Annotated in this window: 23 protein-coding genes and 1 other annotated feature; of the genes, 14 read left to right on the top strand and 9 right to left on the bottom strand. The window is 40.4% G+C overall.

Annotated features, from left to right (window positions below; genetic code table 11):
- Positions 1-171: 171 nt before the first annotated feature.
- Positions 172-873 carry a response regulator transcription factor gene (locus T487_RS0100215; RefSeq protein ID WP_031572552.1) on the top strand — a complete coding sequence of 234 codons (702 nt, stop codon included), beginning with the start codon at positions 172-174 and terminating at the stop codon, positions 871-873.
- On the top strand, positions 870-2,576 hold the full coding sequence (gene pnpS, locus T487_RS0100210; protein ID WP_031572550.1) for a two-component system histidine kinase PnpS: 1,707 nt from the start codon (positions 870-872) through the stop codon (positions 2,574-2,576). Before T487_RS0100215 ends, pnpS begins: the two co-directional genes overlap by 4 nt.
- A gap of 266 nt (positions 2,577-2,842) precedes the next feature.
- Here the strand turns inward: pnpS and T487_RS15245 are convergent, their stop codons facing one another.
- The 3 genes from T487_RS15245 to T487_RS0100195 all read right to left on the bottom strand — a co-directional run bounded on the left by T487_RS15245 (position 2,843) and on the right by T487_RS0100195 (position 5,822).
- Positions 2,843-3,355, bottom strand: coding sequence for a hypothetical protein (locus tag T487_RS15245; RefSeq protein WP_036909018.1), 513 nt, complete (start codon positions 3,353-3,355; stop codon positions 2,843-2,845).
- Positions 3,356-3,627: 272 nt separating this feature from the next.
- Entirely contained in the window at positions 3,628-4,785 is a 1,158-nt protein-coding gene (locus T487_RS0100200) for an MFS transporter (protein ID WP_031572548.1), read from the bottom strand.
- Between the two features lie 230 nt (positions 4,786-5,015).
- A complete protein-coding gene (locus T487_RS0100195) occupies positions 5,016-5,822 on the bottom strand; it encodes a class B sortase (RefSeq protein WP_162178199.1) in 807 nt (268 codons plus the stop codon).
- A 147-nt stretch (positions 5,823-5,969) separates the two neighbouring features.
- Between T487_RS0100195 and T487_RS0100190 the strand changes: the two genes are divergently transcribed.
- Entirely contained in the window at positions 5,970-6,596 is a 627-nt protein-coding gene (locus T487_RS0100190; RefSeq protein WP_074542571.1) for a fasciclin domain-containing protein, read from the top strand.
- A 40-nt stretch (positions 6,597-6,636) separates the two neighbouring features.
- Here the strand turns inward: T487_RS0100190 and dinB are convergent, their stop codons facing one another.
- Both dinB and T487_RS0100180 read right to left on the bottom strand, forming a co-directional pair.
- Positions 6,637-7,872 (bottom strand): DNA polymerase IV, encoded by a 1,236-nt coding sequence (gene dinB / locus T487_RS0100185; protein WP_031572542.1) that lies wholly within the window; start codon positions 7,870-7,872, stop codon positions 6,637-6,639.
- A gap of 210 nt (positions 7,873-8,082) precedes the next feature.
- Positions 8,083-9,471: an L-cystine transporter gene (locus T487_RS0100180; protein ID WP_031572540.1), complete on the bottom strand. Its 1,389-nt coding sequence runs from the start codon at positions 9,469-9,471 to the stop codon at positions 8,083-8,085.
- A gap of 95 nt (positions 9,472-9,566) precedes the next feature.
- Positions 9,567-9,810, bottom strand: a binding site (T-box leader).
- Between the two features lie 185 nt (positions 9,811-9,995).
- Between T487_RS0100180 and T487_RS0100175 the strand changes: the two genes are divergently transcribed.
- Positions 9,996-10,757, top strand: a complete 762-nt coding sequence (locus tag T487_RS0100175) for an EFR1 family ferrodoxin (protein ID WP_031572537.1) — start codon at positions 9,996-9,998, stop codon at positions 10,755-10,757.
- Positions 10,758-10,805: 48 nt separating this feature from the next.
- On the opposite strand, the gene T487_RS15670 is transcribed toward T487_RS0100175, so the two are convergent.
- Positions 10,806-12,062: a C40 family peptidase gene (locus T487_RS15670; RefSeq protein WP_031572535.1), complete on the bottom strand. Its 1,257-nt coding sequence runs from the start codon at positions 12,060-12,062 to the stop codon at positions 10,806-10,808.
- A gap of 405 nt (positions 12,063-12,467) precedes the next feature.
- Between T487_RS15670 and T487_RS0100165 the strand changes: the two genes are divergently transcribed.
- From T487_RS0100165 to T487_RS0100155, 3 genes are all read left to right on the top strand, one after another.
- Positions 12,468-12,692 carry a YdbC family protein gene (locus T487_RS0100165; protein ID WP_031572533.1) on the top strand — a complete coding sequence of 75 codons (225 nt, stop codon included), beginning with the start codon at positions 12,468-12,470 and terminating at the stop codon, positions 12,690-12,692.
- An 82-nt stretch (positions 12,693-12,774) separates the two neighbouring features.
- Positions 12,775-12,951: a hypothetical protein gene (locus tag T487_RS16350; protein WP_155953229.1), complete on the top strand. Its 177-nt coding sequence runs from the start codon at positions 12,775-12,777 to the stop codon at positions 12,949-12,951.
- Between the two features lies 1 nt (position 12,952).
- Entirely contained in the window at positions 12,953-13,798 is an 846-nt protein-coding gene (locus T487_RS0100155) for a PhzF family phenazine biosynthesis protein (RefSeq protein WP_031572531.1), read from the top strand.
- 38 nt (positions 13,799-13,836) lie between these two features.
- Here the strand turns inward: T487_RS0100155 and T487_RS0100150 are convergent, their stop codons facing one another.
- The 3 genes from T487_RS0100150 to T487_RS0100140 form a co-directional block, all read right to left on the bottom strand.
- Positions 13,837-14,430 carry a DUF6320 domain-containing protein gene (locus T487_RS0100150; RefSeq protein WP_051651397.1) on the bottom strand — a complete coding sequence of 198 codons (594 nt, stop codon included), beginning with the start codon at positions 14,428-14,430 and terminating at the stop codon, positions 13,837-13,839.
- Between the two features lie 84 nt (positions 14,431-14,514).
- Positions 14,515-15,789 (bottom strand): hypothetical protein, encoded by a 1,275-nt coding sequence (locus T487_RS0100145; protein ID WP_031572526.1) that lies wholly within the window; start codon positions 15,787-15,789, stop codon positions 14,515-14,517.
- Positions 15,758-16,723 carry an alpha/beta hydrolase gene (locus T487_RS0100140; protein ID WP_036909016.1) on the bottom strand — a complete coding sequence of 322 codons (966 nt, stop codon included), beginning with the start codon at positions 16,721-16,723 and terminating at the stop codon, positions 15,758-15,760. The genes T487_RS0100145 and T487_RS0100140 overlap by 32 nt, the downstream gene beginning before the upstream one ends.
- Before the next feature lie 193 nt (positions 16,724-16,916).
- Between T487_RS0100140 and T487_RS0100135 the strand changes: the two genes are divergently transcribed.
- From T487_RS0100135 to T487_RS0100095, 7 genes are all read left to right on the top strand, one after another.
- On the top strand, positions 16,917-18,110 hold the full coding sequence (locus tag T487_RS0100135; protein WP_031572522.1) for a coenzyme F420-0:L-glutamate ligase: 1,194 nt from the start codon (positions 16,917-16,919) through the stop codon (positions 18,108-18,110).
- Positions 18,100-18,798, top strand: coding sequence for a Crp/Fnr family transcriptional regulator (locus T487_RS0100130; protein WP_051651396.1), 699 nt, complete (start codon positions 18,100-18,102; stop codon positions 18,796-18,798). Before T487_RS0100135 ends, T487_RS0100130 begins: the two co-directional genes overlap by 11 nt.
- A 154-nt stretch (positions 18,799-18,952) precedes the next feature.
- Positions 18,953-20,158 (top strand): ABC transporter substrate-binding protein, encoded by a 1,206-nt coding sequence (locus tag T487_RS0100120; protein WP_031572518.1) that lies wholly within the window; start codon positions 18,953-18,955, stop codon positions 20,156-20,158.
- Positions 20,155-20,859: a GTP-binding protein gene (locus T487_RS0100115; RefSeq protein ID WP_031572516.1), complete on the top strand. Its 705-nt coding sequence runs from the start codon at positions 20,155-20,157 to the stop codon at positions 20,857-20,859. The genes T487_RS0100120 and T487_RS0100115 overlap by 4 nt, the downstream gene beginning before the upstream one ends.
- 1 nt (position 20,860) lies before the next feature.
- Positions 20,861-21,877 (top strand): ATP-binding cassette domain-containing protein, encoded by a 1,017-nt coding sequence (locus T487_RS0100110; RefSeq protein WP_242847994.1) that lies wholly within the window; start codon positions 20,861-20,863, stop codon positions 21,875-21,877.
- A gap of 2 nt (positions 21,878-21,879) precedes the next feature.
- A complete protein-coding gene (locus T487_RS0100105) occupies positions 21,880-22,125 on the top strand; it encodes a hypothetical protein (RefSeq protein WP_207638279.1) in 246 nt (81 codons plus the stop codon).
- Between the two features lie 220 nt (positions 22,126-22,345).
- Positions 22,346-23,287, top strand: coding sequence for a helix-turn-helix transcriptional regulator (locus tag T487_RS0100095; RefSeq protein WP_031572511.1), 942 nt, complete (start codon positions 22,346-22,348; stop codon positions 23,285-23,287).
- Positions 23,288-23,303 lie beyond the last annotated feature (16 nt).

Here is a 23,303-nt window from a genome sequence, read left to right as displayed (position 1 = left end):
AAAAACGGATCGAGATTCATATTATGAATGGAAATAGATTCATTAGGATTTCACTTCAGAATGGTTAATTTCAGGTTAATTGATTGCGTTTCAATTGTTCTAAATGTTTCTTTATGGTTAAATAAGAGTAGATTAGTAGATTGTGAACAAACGAGAGGTGTAGGTAAAGTTATGATGAAAGAGAAGATTCTCATCATTGATGATGAAGAGCATATTGTGGAACTGATTCGGTATAATTTGGAGAATGCTGGTTATGAAACGGCAGAAGCATATAATGGTGTGGATGGATTATCGTTGGCAAAAACAGAAAAGCCAACACTCATCTTACTGGATGTCATGCTTCCTGTCATGGATGGACTTGAAGTATGTAAAAATTTAAGAAGTTCTGATCAGACCAAAGGCATTCCGATTATAATGCTTACCGCAAAATCTGAAGAGATTGATAAGATCTTAGGTTTAGAATTGGGGGCTGATGATTATATTACAAAACCTTTTTCGGTCAGGGAACTTATGGCAAGAATAAAAGCTGTTCTGAGAAGAAGCGCTTCAGAAGCAGAGGAATCTACGGTGTATTCTTTTTCAGATGTTGTGATTGATTATGATAAACATCAGGTGAAAAAGAATAATCAAAAAGTAGAGCTTACTTTGAAAGAGTATGAACTCCTGGATATCCTTGTGAAAAATCGCGGAAAAGTAATGAAACGTGATGTGTTGCTGGATAAAATATGGGGTTATGAGTATGTGGGAGAAACACGGACCGTCGATGTACATATCAGACATTTAAGACAGAAACTTGAAGATGACGATAAAAATCCTATTTATATTGAGACGGTGCGAGGCATCGGATATCGTTTCAATGATCTTGAGTCATGAGCAGAAGAATCATCGTTTCCTTCCTTGCGGGTATCATTGTCGCGATGTTTTTCTTGACGTCTTCCTTTCTGCTGATATCCAGTCTTGAGAAGATAAACCTAGTGAAAGAGAAGCTCAGAACCAATAATGAACTCCTAATCAATTACATGGAAGTGGATCGAATCAACAACACCTCACTACTTGTGAGTGTCATGGATTCCATCAGAGTAACCCTCATTGACAAGAATGGTGATGTTTTATTTGACTCTACCGGGAAAAGAGGGTTAGAGAACCATCTGGACAGATTGGAAGTAAAGGAAGCTATTGAGGTTGGAGAGGGGTCTGACATCAGAATTTCAGAGACCTTGAACACGCAGATGGTTTACTATGCAACGAGGCTTTCCGATGGGAAAATTCTACGAAGTTCTACACAAGCGGGTTCGTTGAATCTGGGCGGTGGATTTGTAAAATACATGCTAGGTACGTTCGCTTTTGTGATTCTGGTGGCGTATCTGATTTCGAGAAAAATTGCAGATTATTTGCTCGAGCCGATACAAGAGATGACCTTTGCTACGGATAGAATCGCCAATGGCGAGTATACAAGGAGAGTGCGGGTGAGAAGTGATGCTGAGCTAGGGAAGCTTGGTATGAATTTCAATAATATGGCGGAGCGGCTTGAAATAACATTTATCGAAAGTGAAGAGAAACAGAACCGGCTGGAAGCGATATTGAAAAGTATGAACTCGGGTGTGTTCGCCTATGACAATTCGGATAAAATTATCATGATCAATCCATTCTGCAAGCAACTTTTTGGCATATCCGACAATGTTATCGGGAAAAGTGTATATGAGATCAAAGAACTTCGAGAGCTGATTTTCATGCTGAATGATGAAGAGGACATTCTTGAAGTGCAGATTGAAGAGCCAATTAGAAAAGATATAAGAATTAAGTCGGCTGAGATTCTCGGGGAAAGAGGATCGCTGGTCGGCACAGTAGTTGTTCTTGAGGATATCACAGACTTGAAGAAACTGGAGAAAATGAGAAGTCAATTTGTAGCCAATGTGTCACATGAACTTAAAACGCCGCTAACGTCTATAAAGGGTTTTTCGGAGACATTGAAATTTGTCAAAGACGAGAACACGCGCAACAAGTTCTTAGATATCATAAATGATGAAAGTGAACGCCTGACGAGACTGATCAACGATATTCTGACGCTCTCAAGTATCGAACAAGTAAAGTCTGTGAAGAATGAAGAGATTGATATTTCTTATGAAAGTGAAAAGGTTTATCATCTTTTGAGTCCAAAAGCAGAGGTGAAGAATATAACGCTGTCACTGTATCAGAAAGAGCCTCTTTTTATGTTCGGTGATGTAGATCTATACAATCAGCTTCTCCTTAATTTGGTTGATAACGCGATTAAGTATACCAAAGAGCAGGGTGAGGTTCGAATCACCATAGAGAAAGAAGACACATTGATTAAAGTTACGGTATCTGATTCTGGTATCGGGATCCCTGAGAAGCACCTAAATCGAATATTTGAGCGGTTTTATAGAGTAGACAAAGCAAGAGACAGAGCTATGGGGGGAACTGGTTTAGGGCTTGCCATAGTCAAACACATTGTGCTCTCTATGGGAGGGACAATAGAAGTTTCTTCAGAGGTTGGAAAGGGAACTCAATTTGTAGTCTATCTTCCTATGGATAGAGAGAGCTATGATGAAGAATAATATTACGGAATGAGTCTATCATGAAGTATATGCAAAATATTAAAGACCAGATTCTGATTTTTAAATCAAAGAATCTGGTCTTTATAATCATATAATTATGACACCATTTGAAGTTCTAAATAGAACGAGCATTGAAGTTTCAAGAGGCTTGATGTACTTATCTGTTGAAGGGATTCGGACAATGAGATAATATTCAAAAAAACAGCGTATGTTGCCATACACTGTTTTTTTCTGAATTATATTGTGAAACTGAGTTTTACTCGTTATTATTCAGCGTCTTCTGCTTTGAATTCAATGAAATAGATGTCTTTTCTAGCAGTAAGCTTATCGGTGAGTACTTCGGCTTCGAATATTGCGCCACCGTTTGCTTCGATTTCGATGTCTGCTGGAACTGGAATTTCGATGACTTCATCTTCCTGTGTTGTAATTACAATCACAGTATCCTTTTCAACAACAGTTTTCTCTTTGAAATTGTTCTTCAGAACAAATTCAATGTTGAATCCACCATCTATCTCTGTCATGTTGAACACAGATACTTGAACAGTATCTTCAACAGTTCTCATCAGAGATACCACTTTTTCCAGAGAAGTCATTTCCTCAGCTGTAAGCTCTCTCTTTTCCAACATAGAGTTGATTGAGACCTTTTCTTCTGGGGTTTCAGCTGGAGTTTCAACAGGGGTTTCAGCTGGAGTTTCAGGAGTTTCTTTCTCAGCGGCACAACCAACTACGAATAGAACAGAAAGTGCTGCAGCGATTACGAGTGTTAGTGTTTTTTTCATAATGTAACTCTCCTTTGAGCTATAGAATTTCAGTGGTCCGAAAGGACACGACTGATAAATTGAGATAATTGGAAAACAACTTATGGAATCATTAAAAGATGCCACTAATCAGTTGGTTTTGGTTAATGGTATATTACTTATCCAATAAAATTATTATCGATATCTCAATACACATCATAGCACTTAGGTTGAATAAATCAAGTTCATTCTGGTGAAAACAGAACAGTTCTTCTATGTCTGTTACAGATACGAATATTTGTGCATCATAGAACTTACATCAGTTTTTCTTGTGAGCACAATGTTGCTTTTCGAATACCCAGGATCATCAGGAGTGTACCTATGATTGATACGATAAACCCTACTGCAAGCATAGTTCTGATGGTGGTGAAAGATAGGAGGTACCCACCGATGAGGCTGCCTAAGACCGCTCCGACAGTTGTGGCGGATGTTGTATATGCTTGTCCCTTCAACATATGGCTTTTATGAAGCGATGTAGTAACGTAGTAAATTGATCCTGGGATAAATAGCGCGTAAGAAAACATCTGAAATCCTTGTGCAATATAAATGACGAGCAATGATTCCGCGAAGAAAGTGAGCAGCACTTTAGCGGTGAAAGCCCAAGCGGATACGATGAGTAATGTCTCAATTTTGAATTTTCGCAGTAAACTGGAGAATGTAAGCATAAAGGGGAGTTCAACAATGGCAGCAATGGCGAAGGCAGTGCCCATGTTTTTCTCACTGCCTCCTACGGATTCAATGATACGGATCATGTAAATGTTGATGATATTAAAGCAGATGAAGATAAATATGACACCAACAAGATATAATGTGAAACCAGAGTACATTTTTGTAAACTCCAGGAGGGACAAGGACTGTTTCACACGCTGGTTTTTTGGCTCTTCAGCGGTTTCATCATTTGGATATGGAAAGCTGCGAAGAAATAGAACAGTTGCAGCGGTTGTTATGAAAAATAGAACAAAATAGTATAGAGGGAGCAGCTCGGGTCCGTTCTTGTCAACAAGGTTGCCGAGGACAACAGACATCACAGCGTAGGTAAGAGAACCCATGCTTCTTGAAAAACCGAAGTTTATGCCATATCCCTTTTCAATGTATTTCATTCCCAGACCGTTGAGAAGGGGATGGACTGTGAGCATAGAAAGAAGCAATAAAAAATATACAAATGCGTTGATGGAATTTGACGCCTTAGTAAAGTACAACAATATAGAAAATGAGGTCGATAAAGAGAGGAAAATCATCATGAGAGATTTCAAGGTGTATTTTTTTTCCTGATCTGCATAGGAGGCAACAACGGGCTGCAGTATTGCGGACAGAATATTTGTGATCGCCATAATGATTCCAATGGCAGAACTTGAGTAATTCTTTGCAAGAAGATAAACTGTCACAAAATTGTAGGTCGCCCCAAATGCCATCCAATAGCTTCCATGAATGAATGAGTACTTTGCAGTTATTCTAGAAGAGGGGTTTACTTTGCTGATATATTTCATATTCTAACTACCGCCTGTTGATTAATTTTTATGCTATAAAAGCGTTTGAACAGTACATCTATCTTACCAAATATCTCTACAAATAGGTAGACATAAGAGAATGCAGTAGTAGATCAATTCACTATAAATAAAAAACCGCTCCTGTAAAGAGCGGTTTAATTAGGGTTATCAATTTCAATTGCATGAACAAACAATCTTCCATCTTTTATTGCGTAGTTGCATGTGGAGAGGGTAAGAAGCTGTTTGGTAACATCGGGTTTTTCTAGTCCTTCAATAAGTGAAATGTCGCTTAAAGTACTCACAAAATCACTAAATGAAATTTTTTCGAAAGTTGTATCCAAATAGGAGTTTATTTTTGTAGAAATATGAATGGAAAATATTTTAAAGAACTTCACACCTTGTGGTGTTGAGAACTCAATAATCTGATTCTCAAGAAGATATTCTTTATCCAAATATTTATCCAAATCACCGAACATATAGCCTCGCTCTGTGTAATGTCCATAAATGATCGTGTGTTTATCAAGATGCATTCCAATGTTCCGATAATCCATGAAAATACTGCCAAGAGCATCTTTCTCCCGGAAAAAATTATGATCAAGGTAATACTCGTTGTCCTGTGCTCTCACCATGGGATAGTTGATTTTTGTTCCTGGTATGTATAGATGTCCTACATAATCAGAATTCTTTTGAAGAAACTCTGATGCGGGATTTGGGTTATAGGAAAATACATATTCAGGAGCAGAGGCATCTGGAGAAGAAGGAGAGGGAACTGGAAGTGCACTCATCGGGGGTGTGTCTTCCAATTGATGGAAATCTTGAGGATTTGTTTCCAGATCGCTATAGACTGCGTGTGCTTCATCCAGCTGTTGTGCCGTCTTCCACTGCTTAAATCCCAGGTATCCTTGCGTTAAAGCAAGTAAAATCAGTACTTGTGCAATATGTTTTCGTTTCGTGATAATCACCTCCAATTAAATAAATAAACACACATTGTGATTTCCCGAGGAAATCCCATTGGTTTTATGGACCGTGAATATTTGTAGTGTTATTATAACGGTACAAACAAATTAAATCAAATTAAATCAAACAAAATTAATCAGGAGGTCAAAAAAATGAAAAAAATGTTGAAAAAAGTCTCAATGCTTGTTGCAGTTATGATGATGGTATTTAGTATTCCTGTATTTGCTACAGCACCTACAGATGATATTGTAGACATTGCCGTTGGAAATCCTGACTTCAGTATACTGGTCGCTGCACTTCAGAAAGCTGAACTTGTTGAAACACTTCAAGGAGATGGACCTTTTACTGTATTTGCGCCGACCAACGCAGCCTTTGAAAAGCTTCTAGCAGCACTTAATATATCCGCAGAGGAACTGCTTGCTCAGCCAGACCTTGCAAAAGTGCTTACCTACCACGTTGTTTCTGGAAAAGTAATGTCTACTGATTTAACAGATGGCATGAAGGCAGCAACTGTGAACGGAGAGGAAATCACCGTTGACTTGAGTTCTGGAGTGAAAATCAATGAATCGGCAGTTACATCAGCTGATATTGAAGCTTCAAACGGAGTAATCCATGTCATTGACACAGTCCTTGTTCCTTCTAACTTTACTCTCCAGGAAGTAGATCTGGAAGAAAGTGAAGCACCACAAACAGGTCTTCCAGTTGCGATTCCATTCTTCTTCACAGCAGCGTTGACAGCTGGAGGAGCACTGGTGTTATTTAAGAAGAAAGAAGCATAATTTAAAGCAGCTCATTTGAAAAGAAGAGTCCTGATGAATATCAGGGCTCTTTTTGCTGTGCAGAAGTATTATCTTTACTGGGAGCACTGAGAATAGACGCCCGAATCACTACTTTCTCTCCGAACTTAGCACGGATGAGGTCTAGTGCATTTTGCAGGTTTTCATCACGCTGGATTTCTATTAGTCTAGTATTGTTTTCCGAGACGGTGTCAAATAGATTAAGCTGCTTCATGCTAGTTTCTTCATCGAAGTCCATCAGTGAAATACCGATGAGGCGTACTGGTTTTGAAGGATTCCATACTTGTCGAAGCAGATGCAGACCTGTTTCATAGATATATTTTGAAAGATTCGTAGACCGGATTTGCATTTGCCTTGTGATTGATTTGAAGTTTGGATATTTTAATACGATCTGGACGGTATGTCCTTTTTTATCTAGAGCCCGAGCGCGTGCTGAGACTTCATCCGAGAGCCTCATCAGTACTTTGGATGCTTCAGAAAACTCATGAAGGTTAGCAGGCAAAGTGATGGATTTCCCAATAGATTTAAGATCATCTCTAGTACGTACTTTTACAGGATCTTTATCGATTCCATTTGCATGCAGATGCATGATATATCCTGATTTACCGAATTTTTCAATCAGCTTTTCTTTCTCATATCGCGCAAGATCTCCAATGGTCCAGATTTGCTCATCGTGAAGGAGCTCAGCAGTTTTATCTCCTATGCCATACATAGATTTAACGGGCAGCGGCCATAAAAATGTTCTGATTTCATGAGGGAACAGTTCCGTGATACCCAAAGGTTTCTTCATTTCTGAGGCCATTTTGGAAAGAAATTTATTGCTGGAAATTCCAATGGAGCACCAAAGGTTCAGTTCTTTACGGATTTGATTCATAATTTGAGCTGCTGCTTCCCTTGGAGAACCGAAATGATGAAGTGAACCAGTCATATCAAGCCAAGCCTCATCGATACTGTTTTGCTCTACAAGTGGCGTATATCTTTGTAGAAGTTCCATTACTTTACTAGACATTTCCTCGTAATAAGAGTGATCGGGAGGGACTGTCTGTAGAGCGGGGCAGATTTTCAGCGCTTCATGAAGAGACATGGCTGTCTTAATTCCCAGAGCTCTTGCTTCATAATTTGCAGCAAGAATGATCCCGGTCCTTTTTTTGGGATCGCCAGCCACGGCACTTGGTTTCCCTTTCAGATGATCATGTCTTACCATTTCGCAGCTGATGAAAAAGGCATTCATGTCCACTAGAAAAATAATGTTTTTCATGTAACTCACCTCAATAGACTTAGTATACCATGAGTGGAACCTGTTTTACCTACCAATGATTTCTGTTAAGCTCATGAACGAAGCATTGGATAATACTTCTCGTAGGATGCTAAAGGGCAAAAGCAGTATGATTCAATCATCAAAGAGTAAAAAGTCACGTAGAAAAAGAGGAAGTCATTTTCAGACTTCCTCTTTAAGGCTTTATTCTTGTTATGCAGAAACTTCTTCAGAATCTGAAAAGTCTTTATTGTATGTCTCCATATCCAGCTCATGGAGTCTCTTTGCAGTAACCAGGCCTGCAACCATAGAACCAGATACATTCAGTGCAGTTCTTGCCATATCAATAAGTGGCTCAATGGCAATGAGTAGTCCTACAAGACCCACGGGAAGACCCATGGAGGAGAGAACTGTAAGAGCTGCGAAGGTTGCACCTCCACCAACACCTGCAATTCCAAAAGAACTGATTGCTGTAATGAGAATCAGTCTTACAAAAAAGCTGACATCCATTGGTACACCAGTTCCGACAGCTATCATCACAGCAAGCATTGCTGGATAAATTCCGGCACATCCGTTTTGACCGATGCTGGTTCCAAGTGATGCGGAGAGATTGGCAATTCCTGTTGATACACCGAATTTCTCCACCTGAGTCTCAACATTTAGAGGAAGAGTGCCTGCACTTGATCTGGAAGAGAAAGCGAAAGACAGCGGAACACTGGCTTTTTTCAGGTACTTCGTAGGGCTGAGTTTAAACAGCATGAGAATCAGTAAATGAACAACAAACATTAAGATGATTGCAATATAGGAAGCAAGAACAAATTCAAATAGTCTTGATATTTCAGTATAGTTTGAAGTAGAAACAAATCTGCTGAGCAGTGCGAACACACCAAATGGAGTGAGGCGCAGTACCATAGTAACCATTCGCATTACAATGTCGTGAAGCATGTTGAGGAAGTTCTTAAATGCCTCAGCGCTTTCCGGCTTCTTTTTGCGGATGCCTATGGTGGCGATTCCAAGGAAAGCAGCGAAGAACACTACAGAAAGAGTAGCTGAAGATCCTTGTCCAGTCATTGCGTAGAATACATTTCTAGGGATAATCTCTGTGATCTGCTCTGGGATAGTCTTTGACTGGAATTCTGTGAGAGTAGTCTCGAGAGCTTCTCCTCTTGCTGTTTCTGCTTGTCCAGCTATAAGTTCACTAGAATCAAGTCCGAAAATCCCAGCAATTCCAGCACCTAAACCAGCTGAAATAGCTGTGGTAAGGATGAGGATGAGGATGATGCTTGATGCGCTCTTTTTTAGGGCGGAAGCATCCTGATTTACAATGGATGTGGTGATTGCAACAAACACCAGAGGGATGACGATCATATTGAGAAGTCTGACGTAACCTGAGCCGATGATGTTGATCCATGTGTTTGAAGTGGTAATAACTTCTGAACCAGTACCAAATATCAGTTGAAGAGCTCCTCCAAAAATAATTCCTACTACAAGAGCGGTAAGGACTCTTTTGGTAAAGGACATGTGTTTTTTCTGCATGTAGGAGAGCCCATATAGAATAAGTGCTGCTACTGCAAGAACCAGTACAGTGTAGATTGTGTTCATAATATTCCTCCTTAATTTTCGTGAATGTAAGCTCAAAATCGATCACATATGGAGAAAAGCAGAATTTTTAGTATAAAAAAACTCCCGCCCCTACTTACAGAGGCGAAAGTATACTTCCGCGGTTCCACTCTGTTAACCCCCAAAAGGAGATAACTCATTGTCTTTGGGTACAAACATACCCTAATGCTATAACGGGCATTCCCGCTGAAGTCTACTATTACTTCGATTCAGTACTCAGAGATGCACTTCGGTTCCAGTTCCACTAAAAATCCTCACAGCCAAGGGATTTTCTCTCTGAAAGTTTCCTTCAGAACGTACTCTTCTCATCATTGTATTCCGACTATTTTGCTCTACATTCAATACATAAACATCATAATGTAAGTGGCGTTTTTTGTCAATGCTTTTCTAAATAAATTTTACAAAGTTAAATTTTGAGAAATCTATTCTGGGGATTGTAATTCTCTGATACGGTAGGATTGTTCTAGGAAAACTGGTAAGATAAATTTGATGAGGAGGGGTGTTATGTGATTTTTTATTTTAGTGGAACTGGTAATTCCAGATATGCGGCAGAGAGAATTGGGTCAATGATGGATGAGAAGGTGATTGATATGGCTAAGAGCCATAAAGATGAACGGTTCACCTTTGAAGTGAAAGACCAAGAGAAGATTGGTTTTGTTTTTCCTGTATATTATTATGGTCCACCTGTAATCGTTAAGGAGTTTATGACAAAGCTGAAAATCTCTGGAAATGAAGATTCTTATGTATTTATGGTTATGACCTGTGGCAGTAGCAGCGGCGGAGCGGATCGGTATGTAAGTAAGATTTTAGCGGAACACGGTTTGGAGATAAAAGCTTTTTTTTCAGTTCTGATGGTGGATAATTTTATCATGGGTTATGATTTATCTGATGAAGAAGACAGAGAAAACATCAATAAAAAGGCAGAAGAACGTTTGGATAAAATTGCCAAATCTATTTTAGTTAAAGGAGTTTCAGATCGGAAATCATCCCAGTTTGATCAGCTGCTCACCAGCACTGTATATCCTTTCTATGTTCGGGGAAGAAACACTAAAAAATTCTTTGCGGATGAACGGTGTATTTCCTGCTATCTCTGTGAGGAAATATGTCCTGTACAGGCTATTAAAATGGTCGATGGAAGACCGGTTTGGGTTCTGAATCAATGTGTTCATTGTGTTGCATGTATTAATAGGTGTCCAGTAGAAGCGATACAATATGGTGATGCTACAAAGAAAAGAAGAAGATATGTTCACCCAAGTGTTGGGATATAAAATAAAAGAAAAATAGACTGCATCTGCAGTCTATTTTTATGGACTTCATTAAATTCTTCTTGCACCTTGGATTCGATAATTGTTCACATGCCAGGAGATACTTACAATCTCCACAGATTTGCCAGGTCTTGGGGAATGGATCATTTTTCCGTTTCCGATATAGATACCTACATGAGTCACAGAGGACTGGCCGAAATAAAGAATGTCTCCAGGTTGTGCATTTGCAATGCTGACATACTTGCCTGATGCAGCCTGTGCTCTTGAGGCTCTAGGAAGATTTATGCCTTGTGAACGGTAAACATACTGGATAAAACCAGAACAGTCAAAACCACTTGGACTGGTTCCGCCCCAGACATATTTAACGCCAAGATACTGGTAAGCTTTGTTGACAATTGCACTGGAGGAAACAGAAGCAGATCCTGTATATCCAGCATTGGAAGAAGCTTGCGCTCTTTCTCTCTCAAGCTTTCTCTCTTTTAGTATCGCCTTGGCTTTTTCGATATAACGGACAACTTCCTCGTCCGCTTTGTCTGTGATAATTCTAGAACGGGTGTTACGAAGTTCAGTGATTGCCGCATTCAGCTGGTCATCACTGCTTGAGGAATCATCGATGATGGACTTGCTTGTGGAGCTCAGCATGTTTTCAAGATTACTGAGGTCCCCGGCAATTTTACGTTCCTCTTCTTCAAGCTGGGCGAGTTTATCATCGGCTTCACTTTTCTTTAACTCAGCTTCAGCCATATCTTTTTCATTTGCAGCCTTTAATATTTGAAGAGCATCTATATTCTGCTGAAGTGCGGCTTTCTCATTGTCTAGCGCAGCTTTCATCGCTTCAATTTCATCCAGAAGCTGTCGGTCAATCTTGGCAAACTGAATGATTGCTTCAGCTCGGGCGATGAAGTCACCAAGGCTGTCTGCACCGAGAATTGCACTAATCATACCAGCATTACCCTGCTTATACATTGCCCTGAGTCTTTCGCCATACTCTTCAATCTTAATGTGAAGATTTGCTTCAGTTTCACGGATTTGCTCTTCTGTTTCCGCTTTTTTCGCTTCAACTTCGCTGATTTTCGCGTCGTTATCTTCTATTTTTACCATGATGTCAGTAATCTCATCCAGAATGACTGATATCTCCATATGCAAAGTATTGATTTTGTTTTCAATCTCTTTGTACTCTTCTTGTTGTACCTGCACATTCTGTTCCAGATCACCGGATACGGGAGTAGCATTTACAGGAATGGTAACTCCGAAAATTGTGGAGCTAGCGATAACTGCCGCAATGACTTTCAATTTAATATTCTTCATTGTGTTCTCCTAACATTCATACATTACAAATTAATTACAGAGCCTATTATAGGTCTAACTTGTAAGGAAGTTATGAAGAATTGTAAATTTTTCTCAGATATCTGTTAATAGTGTTGATTAGGTGTTAATTTAACAATTATTGAGTTGATTATCGGGATGAAGATATCAAATTATTATCAAAACTCGGATTAGGCTTTGGATTGTTTAACATTAGAAGGAGTTTTTTATTGTCGGCAAAGTTCTGATATGAATTTTAAGTTTACAACTTCACACGCTAGTCATGTATATGGAGCCTGACATCTTCCTTTTAGTGAAATTACTGTCCGAAGAAATGAATAATTTTGTCCTTTATGAATACATTTGATACCGTTGACGAATAATAGTATCAATAAAGGAGGTGAGAGAATGGATGAACTGAGGTATGAAATCATCAGAAAAATTGGTGAGCTATCTGTTTCCAGCAAAGGCTGGACAAAAGAAGTAAATTTGGTGAGCTGGAATGATAGACCAGCGAAAGTTGATATCAGAGAATGGGATCCTAGCCATGAAAAAATGAAGAAGGGAATCACGTTAACGAAGGATGAGGTGCTGAAGCTGAAAGAGTCTTTGAATAATTATGATCTGACATAAAGTCGAATGGGTTTTACTTTTCAATGATGCCTCATTGAAGTACTATTAGTATAGTACTCAGTTTTGTGAATAGGAGGATACTATGAGAGGTAAATTCAGCCCGTATTTTTTTGTGGGAATCATTATTTTAGTGGGGTATCTGCTGGTCGAAAATCTGATTGTGACGATCCCTGGCATTGTTGCAGTTCCAATACTTCTTTTTGCACTGACGCTTATTATCATTGATGGAATCAAACGCAGAGCGCATAAGGAGAAGTGAGATGATACTGAAGTATACTGTAAATGCATTTTCGAAGATTCCAGGTGGAGGGAATCCAGCGGGCGTTGTATTCTATGCAGACTTTTTGAAGGATTCTGAGATGCAGCAAATGGCCGAAGAACTGAACTTTTCAGAGACTGCGTTTATCATGACCTCTGAAGATGCTTTGTGTAAAATCAGATACTTCACACCAGTGGAAGAAGTAAGGCTTTGTGGTCATGCTACCATTGCGTCGATTGGTTTAATGAAACACCTGAAGATGGTTTCAGATGGGGTGCATCAAATTGAAACTGCAGCGGGGCTCCTTACGGTCATGGTCTATCCTGATAAAATCATGCTGGAAATGGATGAACCAAATTTTTTCGAGACCATGGACAGACATCTGATATCAGATTCTTTGGGTATTGAGACGGACAGCCTTTTAGAACTGCCTTCTCCTCAAATTGTATCAACAGGACTGAAAGATCTCATCGTGGGCGTGAAGAGTCTTGAAATTCTTCGCACGTTACGACCTGATTTCAATAAAATTGCTGATATTTCTTCTAAAGCAGATATGGCAGGATACCATGTGTATTCTTATGGACCAGACGGTTCCGTGCACATGAGGAACTTTGCGCCATTACTTGGTATTCAGGAGGAATCTGCCACAGGAACTGCCAGTGGTGCTCTTGCTGTGTACTTATACAAGTATGGCATACTCCCCAAAGCTTCAGAGACTACGAGAACCTTCTTTCAAGGCATGTTTATGGCAAGACCATCAGAAATTGACATACTTTTGAGAGATGATGGAGAAAATACTAAAGTCTTTGTTGGCGGAGGGGTCTCCGATATCATTCCACTGGGCTAAAAAAGAGCCGGGATCAAGGATCCCGGCTTTTCTGCAGGCTAAATGTGCATTCGTTTTTGGAATTCCAGTTTAATGCTGTCCCATTGCAGGATAAATATGGCTGACAGGATGGTGCTGCTGAAGGCGATGCTTAAAATGGAAGGGTATTTCATTGTAACCCAGTCCAGCATGATAAATAGGACAGGCAGTATACCGAATAAAGCCGACATAAAGGCGTAGGTTATATAATCCCGGCTGTTCAGCTTCATGATCACCGCAATGGCGTACATGAGAAGCAAAGCAGTAATATAAAGAAATGGGATGAAATAAGTAATAGACCAGCCACGCCATCCGGTATTCCAATCCCAAAATAAAGAAAGCGCTGCCAGAATGAATACTTGCCAGACTATTTTTTTGGGAATGTGAAATCTTCTTTTCACCAAAAAAATCATATCAAGCCACAAGCTGCCCATGCCTAAAGTGATGAGGAGCGGATAATTCAACTCCGTGGGGAAGAATGCGTAAACCGTGAAACTCAGTATAATAATCACTACTGATAGGAAAAGAAGAAGTTTCAGTTTGCCTGTCCCTTTGATATAAGAATCAATCTTCGGGAAGGACTCACTTATGTCCTGATCCGTTTCTATTTTCAAGCTATTGCCACATAGAGGACAGTGTTTTCTGGTTTCAAGCAATTGAACTTTACAATGTGTGCAGTACTGCATTACAATATCCTCCTATAAATTTCCGGATATGATAACATCGATACCCTTGTCGGTAAGAAATGAAAAGAAAAGCCGTTGAAGCTCAGTATCATGGAATGGAGATGTGAAGCTGATGACCAGTTGATCTTCATAGGAACACAGCACTATCTGGGGTCTCCTGGCACTGACGTAGACACTGAATTTTTCGATGAATGGTCGGAACTCCTTATGCATTGAAATGCGTCCAACATTCGATATGGATGAGGTAATGGCTCTATCTTTTATTGCATTGGCAATTTTCAGGGTCAGATCTTTCAATGGGAGCGGGATCAGTCTTGCCAATGGATTTTTTTCCAATGCCATCAGGTGATCCACATGCTCTTTTATATGAGGAAGACTCATTTCCCGTTGGAATTGCAGTTCAACTGTTTTTATAATGTCTTCCAAAGTCCACTCCGTCTCTTTTGGTTCAAGCACGATATTCATTGCTGCAAAGAAATTGCGTGCTGTGCTCGATGCAAAAAATGGCCGCAGGTTAACGGGAACCTGAAGTACAATTTCATGGTGACTCATTTTTTGGGGCCTCTCCTGTAAAATCACATAGAAGTAGAGAGACGTAAGGAATATGGTCATGGTGGTGTTGTATTCGTGGGCAAGTGCGAGGATTCTTTTTGTGGACATCGTGCCTTCAATGAGTTTTGTTCTGTTTTCTTCTACTTTGGTTCCTTTAAAACGGTAAACTTTTCTTCTTTTCTTTGGACTTGGTTTTTCTCCTTTTACAGCGGAGGTTTTATCGTAGGTTTTTTCAAAGCTGTCATCCATCTTTTGACTGATGGCTGCCTTGGGAAGGAGTGTGAGAAAGTCTTCTGTGAAGAAATCAGCATATCTTTTTGTAAGATAATGGAACAGCAGAGTTTCAAAGAACCATATGGCTCCAGCTCCGTCACTGAGTGCATGAAATATTTCCACACTGATTCTATTTTTATAGTAGAGGACTCTAAACAGAAGATCTCTTGATTCTTTCAGATAGAGAGGGGCACAAAGAGACAGATGCTCTTCCTCCACCATAGGCATCAGATCACTTTCCTCAAGGTAATACCAGAATACACCGCGTCTTAAAACAGACCGGTAGATGGGAAAACTCTGCAGTGTTGGCTCAATGGCTTCCTCCAGAATCCTTTTATCCACCTCATCTTTTAAAAAGCAGCTAAGTCTGAATACCTTTGTATCCCGTGCATTCATGGTGGAAGGGAATATTTTGGAGGCATTATCCAGTTTACTCCATTTGTATTTCTTCTGTTCTTTCATCTTTAACACGACCTTCCTGAACCGGTTCATTCAAAAATATTTTAATGAGCTCATGTGTTTTCCTGATTTCATCTATCGCCAGCGGGTTTCCAAGAAAACCATGGATGGCGCCCTTAATACAGAAAGTTCTAACGGCGTTGCCAAATTCTCTCAGCTTCATTCCATAGGCATCCCCCTCATCCCGAAGAGGATCAAACTCTGCGGTAATGAGAAGGGTATTTGGCTGATCATTGAGGTTTTCTGAAAGCAGTGGGGCCACAAATGGATTGAGCCGCTCTTTCTTCACGGGTACATATAAATCCATATAGTCCTCAATTCTACGCGCCGTAAGAATATAATCCTCCCCGTTTTCTGTTACGGAAGCAAAAGGAGAAGCTGGTGAATGGTCATAGTAGGTGGAGGGATAGATGAGTATTTGTCTCTTTGGAGAGAATTCCTTCTTTTTTGCCGCTAAAATGGATACAGCTGCTGCCAGATTCCCTCCTGCACTGTCACCAACCAAAGTTATGTCATCAGGGTGGATGCCCAGTTTGTCGGCTTCCAGAAAGATTGCTTTTGTTGCGATGTAGCAGTCGATGAGGCCTTTGGGAAAAGGGTATTCAGGCGCTAGTCTGTAATCTACAGAGATAACGGTCTGTCTGCACGAATCAGCTAAAGAACTGCATATGGGTGTATACGTATCAATATCCCCAGTGACCCAACCTCCGCCGTGAAAGAAAATCATGACCTTGTTCATCTCGATGCCTGGAGGACTGAAGACTCGTACAGGGATTTCTCGCTCTCCCACCATGATTTTCTCGTCCAGGGTTTCGTAATCTGGTTTAAGTGGAGTGGTGATGATCCGCTGAACTTTTCTATAGAGCCGATAATTCTTTTTGATGTTCAGATTTATGCTTGAGAGTGCTTTTAATGTGATTTTTTTTAGAGGTTTCATGTGTTTTCCCCCTCGTTATTTGATTTACTACAAGTATACATGAGAGCGACCTGATTACGAAAGAATTTCTTAAAATACAAATGAATACCTTTTTGTAAGGCGAACAGAAATTGGAAGTTGATATATGTCGTTCGAGAAAGGTATAATAGATTGTAAAGCAATTGAAAGTATGAGAACAAACGGAGGAAATATTATGGAAAGACTCATTGGAACTACTTCACGTGGTATTAGAGCGCCTATTATCAAAAAAGGGGATGATATCACAGAAATTGTTGTGGATTCTGTTTTGAAAGCGGTGAACAGCTCAGGAATCCAGTTGGAGAATCAGGATATAGTTTCTGTAACGGAAGCAGTAGTTGCAAGGGCGCAGGGGAATTATGCCTCAGTGGATGACATTGCAGAAGATGTAAAAGAGAAGTTTAAAGACGCGGACGCCATCGGGGTGATTTTCCCCATACTAAGCAGAAACCGCTTCTCATTGTGTTTAAAAGGAATTGCCAGAGGTGCGAAGAAAATTGTCCTAATGCTCAGCTATCCTTCTGATGAAGTGGGAAATGGTCTCGTTACATTTGATCAGCTGGATGACAAAAATATTGATCCTTATGAGGATGTTCTGACTGAAGCGAAATTCAGAGAGCTGTTTGGCTATGAAAAGCATCCTTTTACTGGTATCGACTATATTGATTTCTACAAAAATGTCATTTTGAGTGAAGGATGCGAGGTAGAAGTTTTACTGGCTAATCATCCTAAAGCAGTGCTGACATACACACCGCATGTGCTTCATTGTGATATACATACAAGAAAGAGAACCCGTCGTCTGTTGGAAAAAGCAGGAGCCAAGACCATATACAGTCTTGCGGAAATTTTGAATGCATCAAGGAATGGCAGCGGATACAATGAGGATTATGGACTCCTTGGAAGCAATAAGGCAACAGATGAAACATTGAAGCTTTTCCCAAGAGATTGTCAGAATGTGGTGGATCAGATTCATGATAAATTCCTGGAGAAAACAGGGAAGAATATTGAAGTGATGGTTTATGGAGATGGTGCGTTCAAAGATCCGGTTGGCGGTATTTGGGAGCTGGCAGATCCGGTGGTTTCACCAGCTTATACCTCAGGACTTGTAGGCCAGCCCAATGAAATCAAACTGAAATATATTGCAGACAATGAGTTTTCACACTTGAAAGGCCGTGAGCTGGAAGATGCCATAAGAGCTTATATCGAGAAAAAAGGGGAAGATCTTACCGGAGATATGACCGCTGAAGGAACAACGCCAAGAAGACTCACAGATCTTTTGGGCTCTTTGAGTGATCTGACTTCAGGAAGTGGAGATAAAGGCACTCCGATCATTCTTATCCAAGGGTATTTTGACAGCTATGCCAAATAGCATGAATAAGATGGAGCGTGATGTTTCTTCAGATTTTCTCTTGAGGCTTCCGATTTTCCAAGGAATGCCAAGAAATGAAGTGATCCGCTTTATCTCATCTGTTCACGGTAATTATGCTTCTTTTGATAAGGGAGAGTTCATCGGAATGGAAGGGGAGATGATATCGGGCATAGGGGTTCTGCTCACAGGAATGGCATCGGTCTTTAAAGAAAATGCTGCGGGAGAAAGACATAGGATGGCGACATTAAAACCTGGAGATATATTTGGAGAAGTTGCGGTATACACAGGAGAGCATTGGACGGCAAGCGTAATGGCAGAAGAACCTTCAGCGGTACTGATCCTTCCCAGGCAGCAGCTTTTACATCTGAACGAAACAGCAGGAGCAGCAGTTTTTCAGATGAATATGCTGAAGCTTGTATCGAAAAAGGCGCTGAAGCTGAACCAGAAACTTGAGATTTTATCCATGCGTTCTCTGCGTCGAAAGCTGATTCGGCTGTTTCAGATTGAATGGAAATCCCAAAAGCAGAATCCCCTGATTCTACCAATGAACCGGGAAGAACTTGCCGAGTACCTTCAGGTGTCAAGACCGGCGCTCTCCAGAGAGCTGATGAATATGAAGCGTGACAATCTGATTGACTTTTCTAGAAATAAATTCTATGTGAGCGATCAGCTTGCTGAACTGGAATAGTATATAGTGAAGAACCTTGATTATTTCAGGGTTCTTTCTTTTGTCTTGGAACGATGTACAAGAAAGTATTTCCGTAACATATGGTACGGAGTTCGGAAGGAACTCCATGGTACAATTGCTCTTGTGTATGAAGAAAGTATAGGAGAATGTGAAGATGAAGAAAAAATATATTGATCATCGTATGAGTCTGTATTCTGTAACAGAAGAAATAGAAGGAGCGCTTGCGTTGCTTGTTTCTTTGGGGTTCAGCAATCTGAGAGATGAGAAGCAACGAGAGCTGTTTGGAAAGGTGATTACAATCTCTGATGCATTAAAGACCAAAGGGATCTCACTGGATGCATTTACAGAAATGCTGGGTGAGCACGGGATAGAAGAAGAACAGAATCATAGCATGAAGGTAAAAATGGCTGGCGTATTGCCATGTCCAGTACGAGTTCCATTATTGGAGAGTTTTGAGGAGTGGCTGAGTGAAAGAGAGTTTCCATTCCACCTGGAATATGATCTGAAAGCTGCTTCCATGGGAATCGGTTGGCTTTCAGAAAGTCTTGAGAACAAGTCTGGCGAGGATCTTCCTGATCTGTTCATTTCGGCTGGATTTGATATGTTTTTTGATAAAAGCAGGTTTGGCAGATTCAGAGAAGAGAATTTCTTTGAAGATCTTACATCATTCAGCCATCTTCATAGAGATTTTGATCAGGAAGACATCAGGCTGAAAGACCCCCGCAAGCAGTATTCGATGATTGGCGTTGTGCCAGCAGTTTTTCTGGTGAATACAAAAGAGCTGGGGAACAGAAAAGTGCCGAGAAGCTGGGATGATATCTTATCAGACGAATTTAAAAACAGTATCAGTCTTCCGGTGAGCGATTTTGATCTTTTTAATGCAATTCTTCTGAACATCTATAAAAGTCATGGCGAAGCGGGTATCGCTCAATTGGGGAGAAATATGCAAAAGAGCATGCACCCGGCTGAAATGGTTAAATCCCACATGAAGCTTATGGAAAGACCCTCTGTGACCATAATGCCGTATTTTTTTACCAAAATGGTAAAAGATGGAGGACCTATGGTGGCGGTTTGGCCAGAGGATGGAGCCATCATCAGTCCCATTTTTCTGCTCACCAAAAAAGAGAGAAAAAAGGAACTTCAGCCCATTGTGGATTACCTTCTTTCGAAAGAAGTGGGAGAACTGCTTTCCCATAATGGACGGTTTCCAAGTGTGAATCCAGAAGTGGATAATCGGATTTCTGAAGAGAACAGATATCAATGGATCGGATGGGAGTTCATTGAAAAATATGATCTGACACTTCTTATAAGAAGATGTGAAGAAATCTTTCATAGAGCAATGAGAGGTGAAGTAGAATGAATCTGATAACTTTTTCAGGACCACCCTCTTCAGGGAAAACATCTGTGATCATCAAAACGCTGGAAGCGATGAAAAGAAGAGAGCTTCCGGTGGGGGTAGTAAAATTCGACTGCCTGTATACGGATGACGATGCTTTATATGAAAAGGCTAAAATCCCGGTGATGAAAGGTTTGTCCGGATCCTTATGTCCTGATCATTATTTTGTAAGCAACATAGAAGAAGCAGTGAAATGGGGCGTTGAAAAGAACTTATCTGTTCTCGTGACAGAAAGTGCTGGACTTTGCAACCGCTGCTCCCCCTATATCAAGGATGTGCTTTCTATCTGTGTCATTGACAACCTTTCTGGAATCAATACACCGAAAAAAATCGGACCTATGCTGAAGCTTGCTGATATTATTGTCATCACAAAAGGAGATATCGTTTCTCAAGCAGAACGTGAAGTTTTTGCCTCCAGAGTCCATTCAGTCAATCCTCAGGCAGTGACTATGTTTGTGAACGGTCTTACAGGGCAGGGAGCTTTCGAACTCAGCACACTGCTTTATGAAGAAAACAGAAGCATTTCCAGTGTCAAAGGAATGAATCTGAGGTATCCGATGCCTTCGGCACTTTGTTCTTATTGTCTTGGAGAGACTAGAATTGGAGAGGCATTTCAGCTGGGCAATGTGCGGAAAATGAAATTTGGTGATAAAAATGAGGGATAAAATGAGATATGAAGAAATGCGCATATCGGATCTCTTGGAAAAGTATCCGTTTGCATCCAGCTATTTTGAGGTGAATAAGCTCTCGGTGAGAGGGTTTGAAGACAGTTCATTTTCGGAATTCTTAGAGAGAATCCCTGAAGCTGAGCTGGAAGAATGGGCTATGAGCCCAGAGAAGTTAATAGAAGACCTTACTCAATATATTGATCAGATGAGTGTTTTTTTAGGTTTGAATGAAAACGAAGTAAACAGCATCACCATTCTGCCTGGATTCAATAAGCTTGGAGAAAAAGAGAACTTCGAAAGGTTAACAATAGAAAAAAGTGAGATTGTTTCTATTGTTGGACCCACGGGCTCAGGGAAAAGCAGACTGCTGGCAGATATAGAGTGGGCAGCGAACAAAGATACGCCCACAGGACGCAGTGTGCAGATCAACGGGGAACTTCTTGATCCATCTAAGCGGTTCAGCACCAGCAACAAGAGAGTGGCTCAGCTGTCGCAGAATATGAATTTTGTCATGGACCTTACGGTGGAGGAATTTCTGACCCTTCATGCTGAAAGCAGGATGGTAGAGAATGTGGAAGAGATGATTTTAAAAATACTGAATGCCGCCAATGAACTGGCAGGAGAGAAATTTCAGCTCAGCACTCCTGTTACGGGCTTAAGCGGAGGACAGTCCAGAGCACTGATGATAGCGGATACAGCGATATTAAGCAAATCACCAATTGTTCTCATTGATGAGATAGAAAATGCTGGGATTGACAGAAAAAAAGCGCTGAAGCTTCTGGTCAGTGAAGAGAAGATTGTTCTCATGGCAACCCATGATCCCAGTCTTGCGCTGATGGCAGATAAAAGGGTCGTCATAAAGAATGGAGGAATCCATCAGATTATTGAGACAAATAACGAAGAAAAGAGTTTGTTGGTAGAACTGGATCAAATGGATCGGGTGATACAGGAGATGCGGAACCGACTGAGAAATGGCGAAACACTAACAAAAATATATAAAGAAGGAGAGATATAGAAATGATGCATGATGGATGTAATGGCTCATTTGCAAATGGAGCAGAGGTTGTAGCAAAAGTGAGGTTCATGGGATTTGCTGAGCAGATGATTCCGATGGCGCTTCAGATTTCATGTGTGGAGTGCGGTAAGGAATTTGAGATGGAAACTTTTGAGGATCAATGTCCACATTGCGGCATGGTATATGGTGTAACACCATGTCATGCTTTTGATGCTGCAAACGTAATGCCTGCAGGGATTGGTTATTAAAAGAAGTTCAAAAATGCTTTTCCAGCATTGTCTGGGAAAGCATTTTTTATTTTCTGTTGAACTCATTTTCAGGAATCCAATAGAACCAATGAGAAACAGGAGAAATAGTGGTAGAATATAAGAAGATACGGATATTATTTTGAATGGGGGAACAAAATGAGCCAGGGAAGTCAGAAACTTAAAATACTGTATTTGATGAAAATCCTGCTGGAGGAAACAGATGAAAATCCTGCTGGAGGAAACAGATGAAAAGCACTGTCTTGGTGTTCAGGAGCTGATCACTGAGCTGGAGCGGTATGGCATAACCTCTGAGAGAAAATCCATATATTCAGATTTGGAAACACTAAGCAGTTATGGTCTCGATATTCAGAAGGTGAAAGACAAACATACGAAGTATTACGTGGGTACAAGAGACTTTGAACTTGCAGAACTCAAGCTTCTGGTGGATGCCATACAAAGTGCTAGATTTCTAACAACAAAAAAGAGCAATGAACTCATTGAAAAACTGAAAAAGCTGGCAAGCAAACATGAAGGATTGTCTCTACAGAGACAGGTTTTTGTTGCAAACAGACCTAAATCCATTAATGAGCAAATTTATTATAGTGTGGATACACTTCATGAAGCCATCGCTCAGAAGAAAAAGGTTCGTTTTCAATATTTTGACTATACCGTGGAGAAAGAGAAGTCTTTCCGAAAAGAGGGTAATTTTTATTATATCAGTCCATACTCCCTGCTTTGGGATGATGAGAACTATTATCTCATTGCTTATTATGAGAAGTACAATAATTTTGTGCACTATCGTGTGGACAGGATGAATCAGGTGGAAATTGTTGACGAGCCACGAGAGGCTCTTTGTGAAGGTCAGAGTTTTGATGTGGCGGAGTATGCTAAAAAAACCTTCAGTATGTTCGGTGGAGAGGATGAAAGGGTAGAACTCACTTTCCACAAAGAACTTGTCAATCAGGTACTGGACAGATTTGGTGCCGGTATTTCACTCAGGGCACTTGATTCCGATCATTTTGCTGTGTCCTGTCAGGTGAAAATCAGCAGCACATTTTTTTCTTGGATTGCTCAGTATGGGGAAAAGGTAAAGATCCAATCTCCCCAAGAGGTAAAGGAACAGTTCATAGGTTTTCTGGAAAATATTTTGAAGCAGTATTAAAGAACCAAATAAAGAA

This window comes from Proteiniclasticum ruminis DSM 24773, assembly GCF_000701905.1.
Classification (GTDB): Bacteria; Bacillota; Clostridia; order Clostridiales; family Clostridiaceae; genus Proteiniclasticum; species Proteiniclasticum ruminis.
This window is presented reverse-complemented; position numbering and strand designations above follow the sequence as displayed.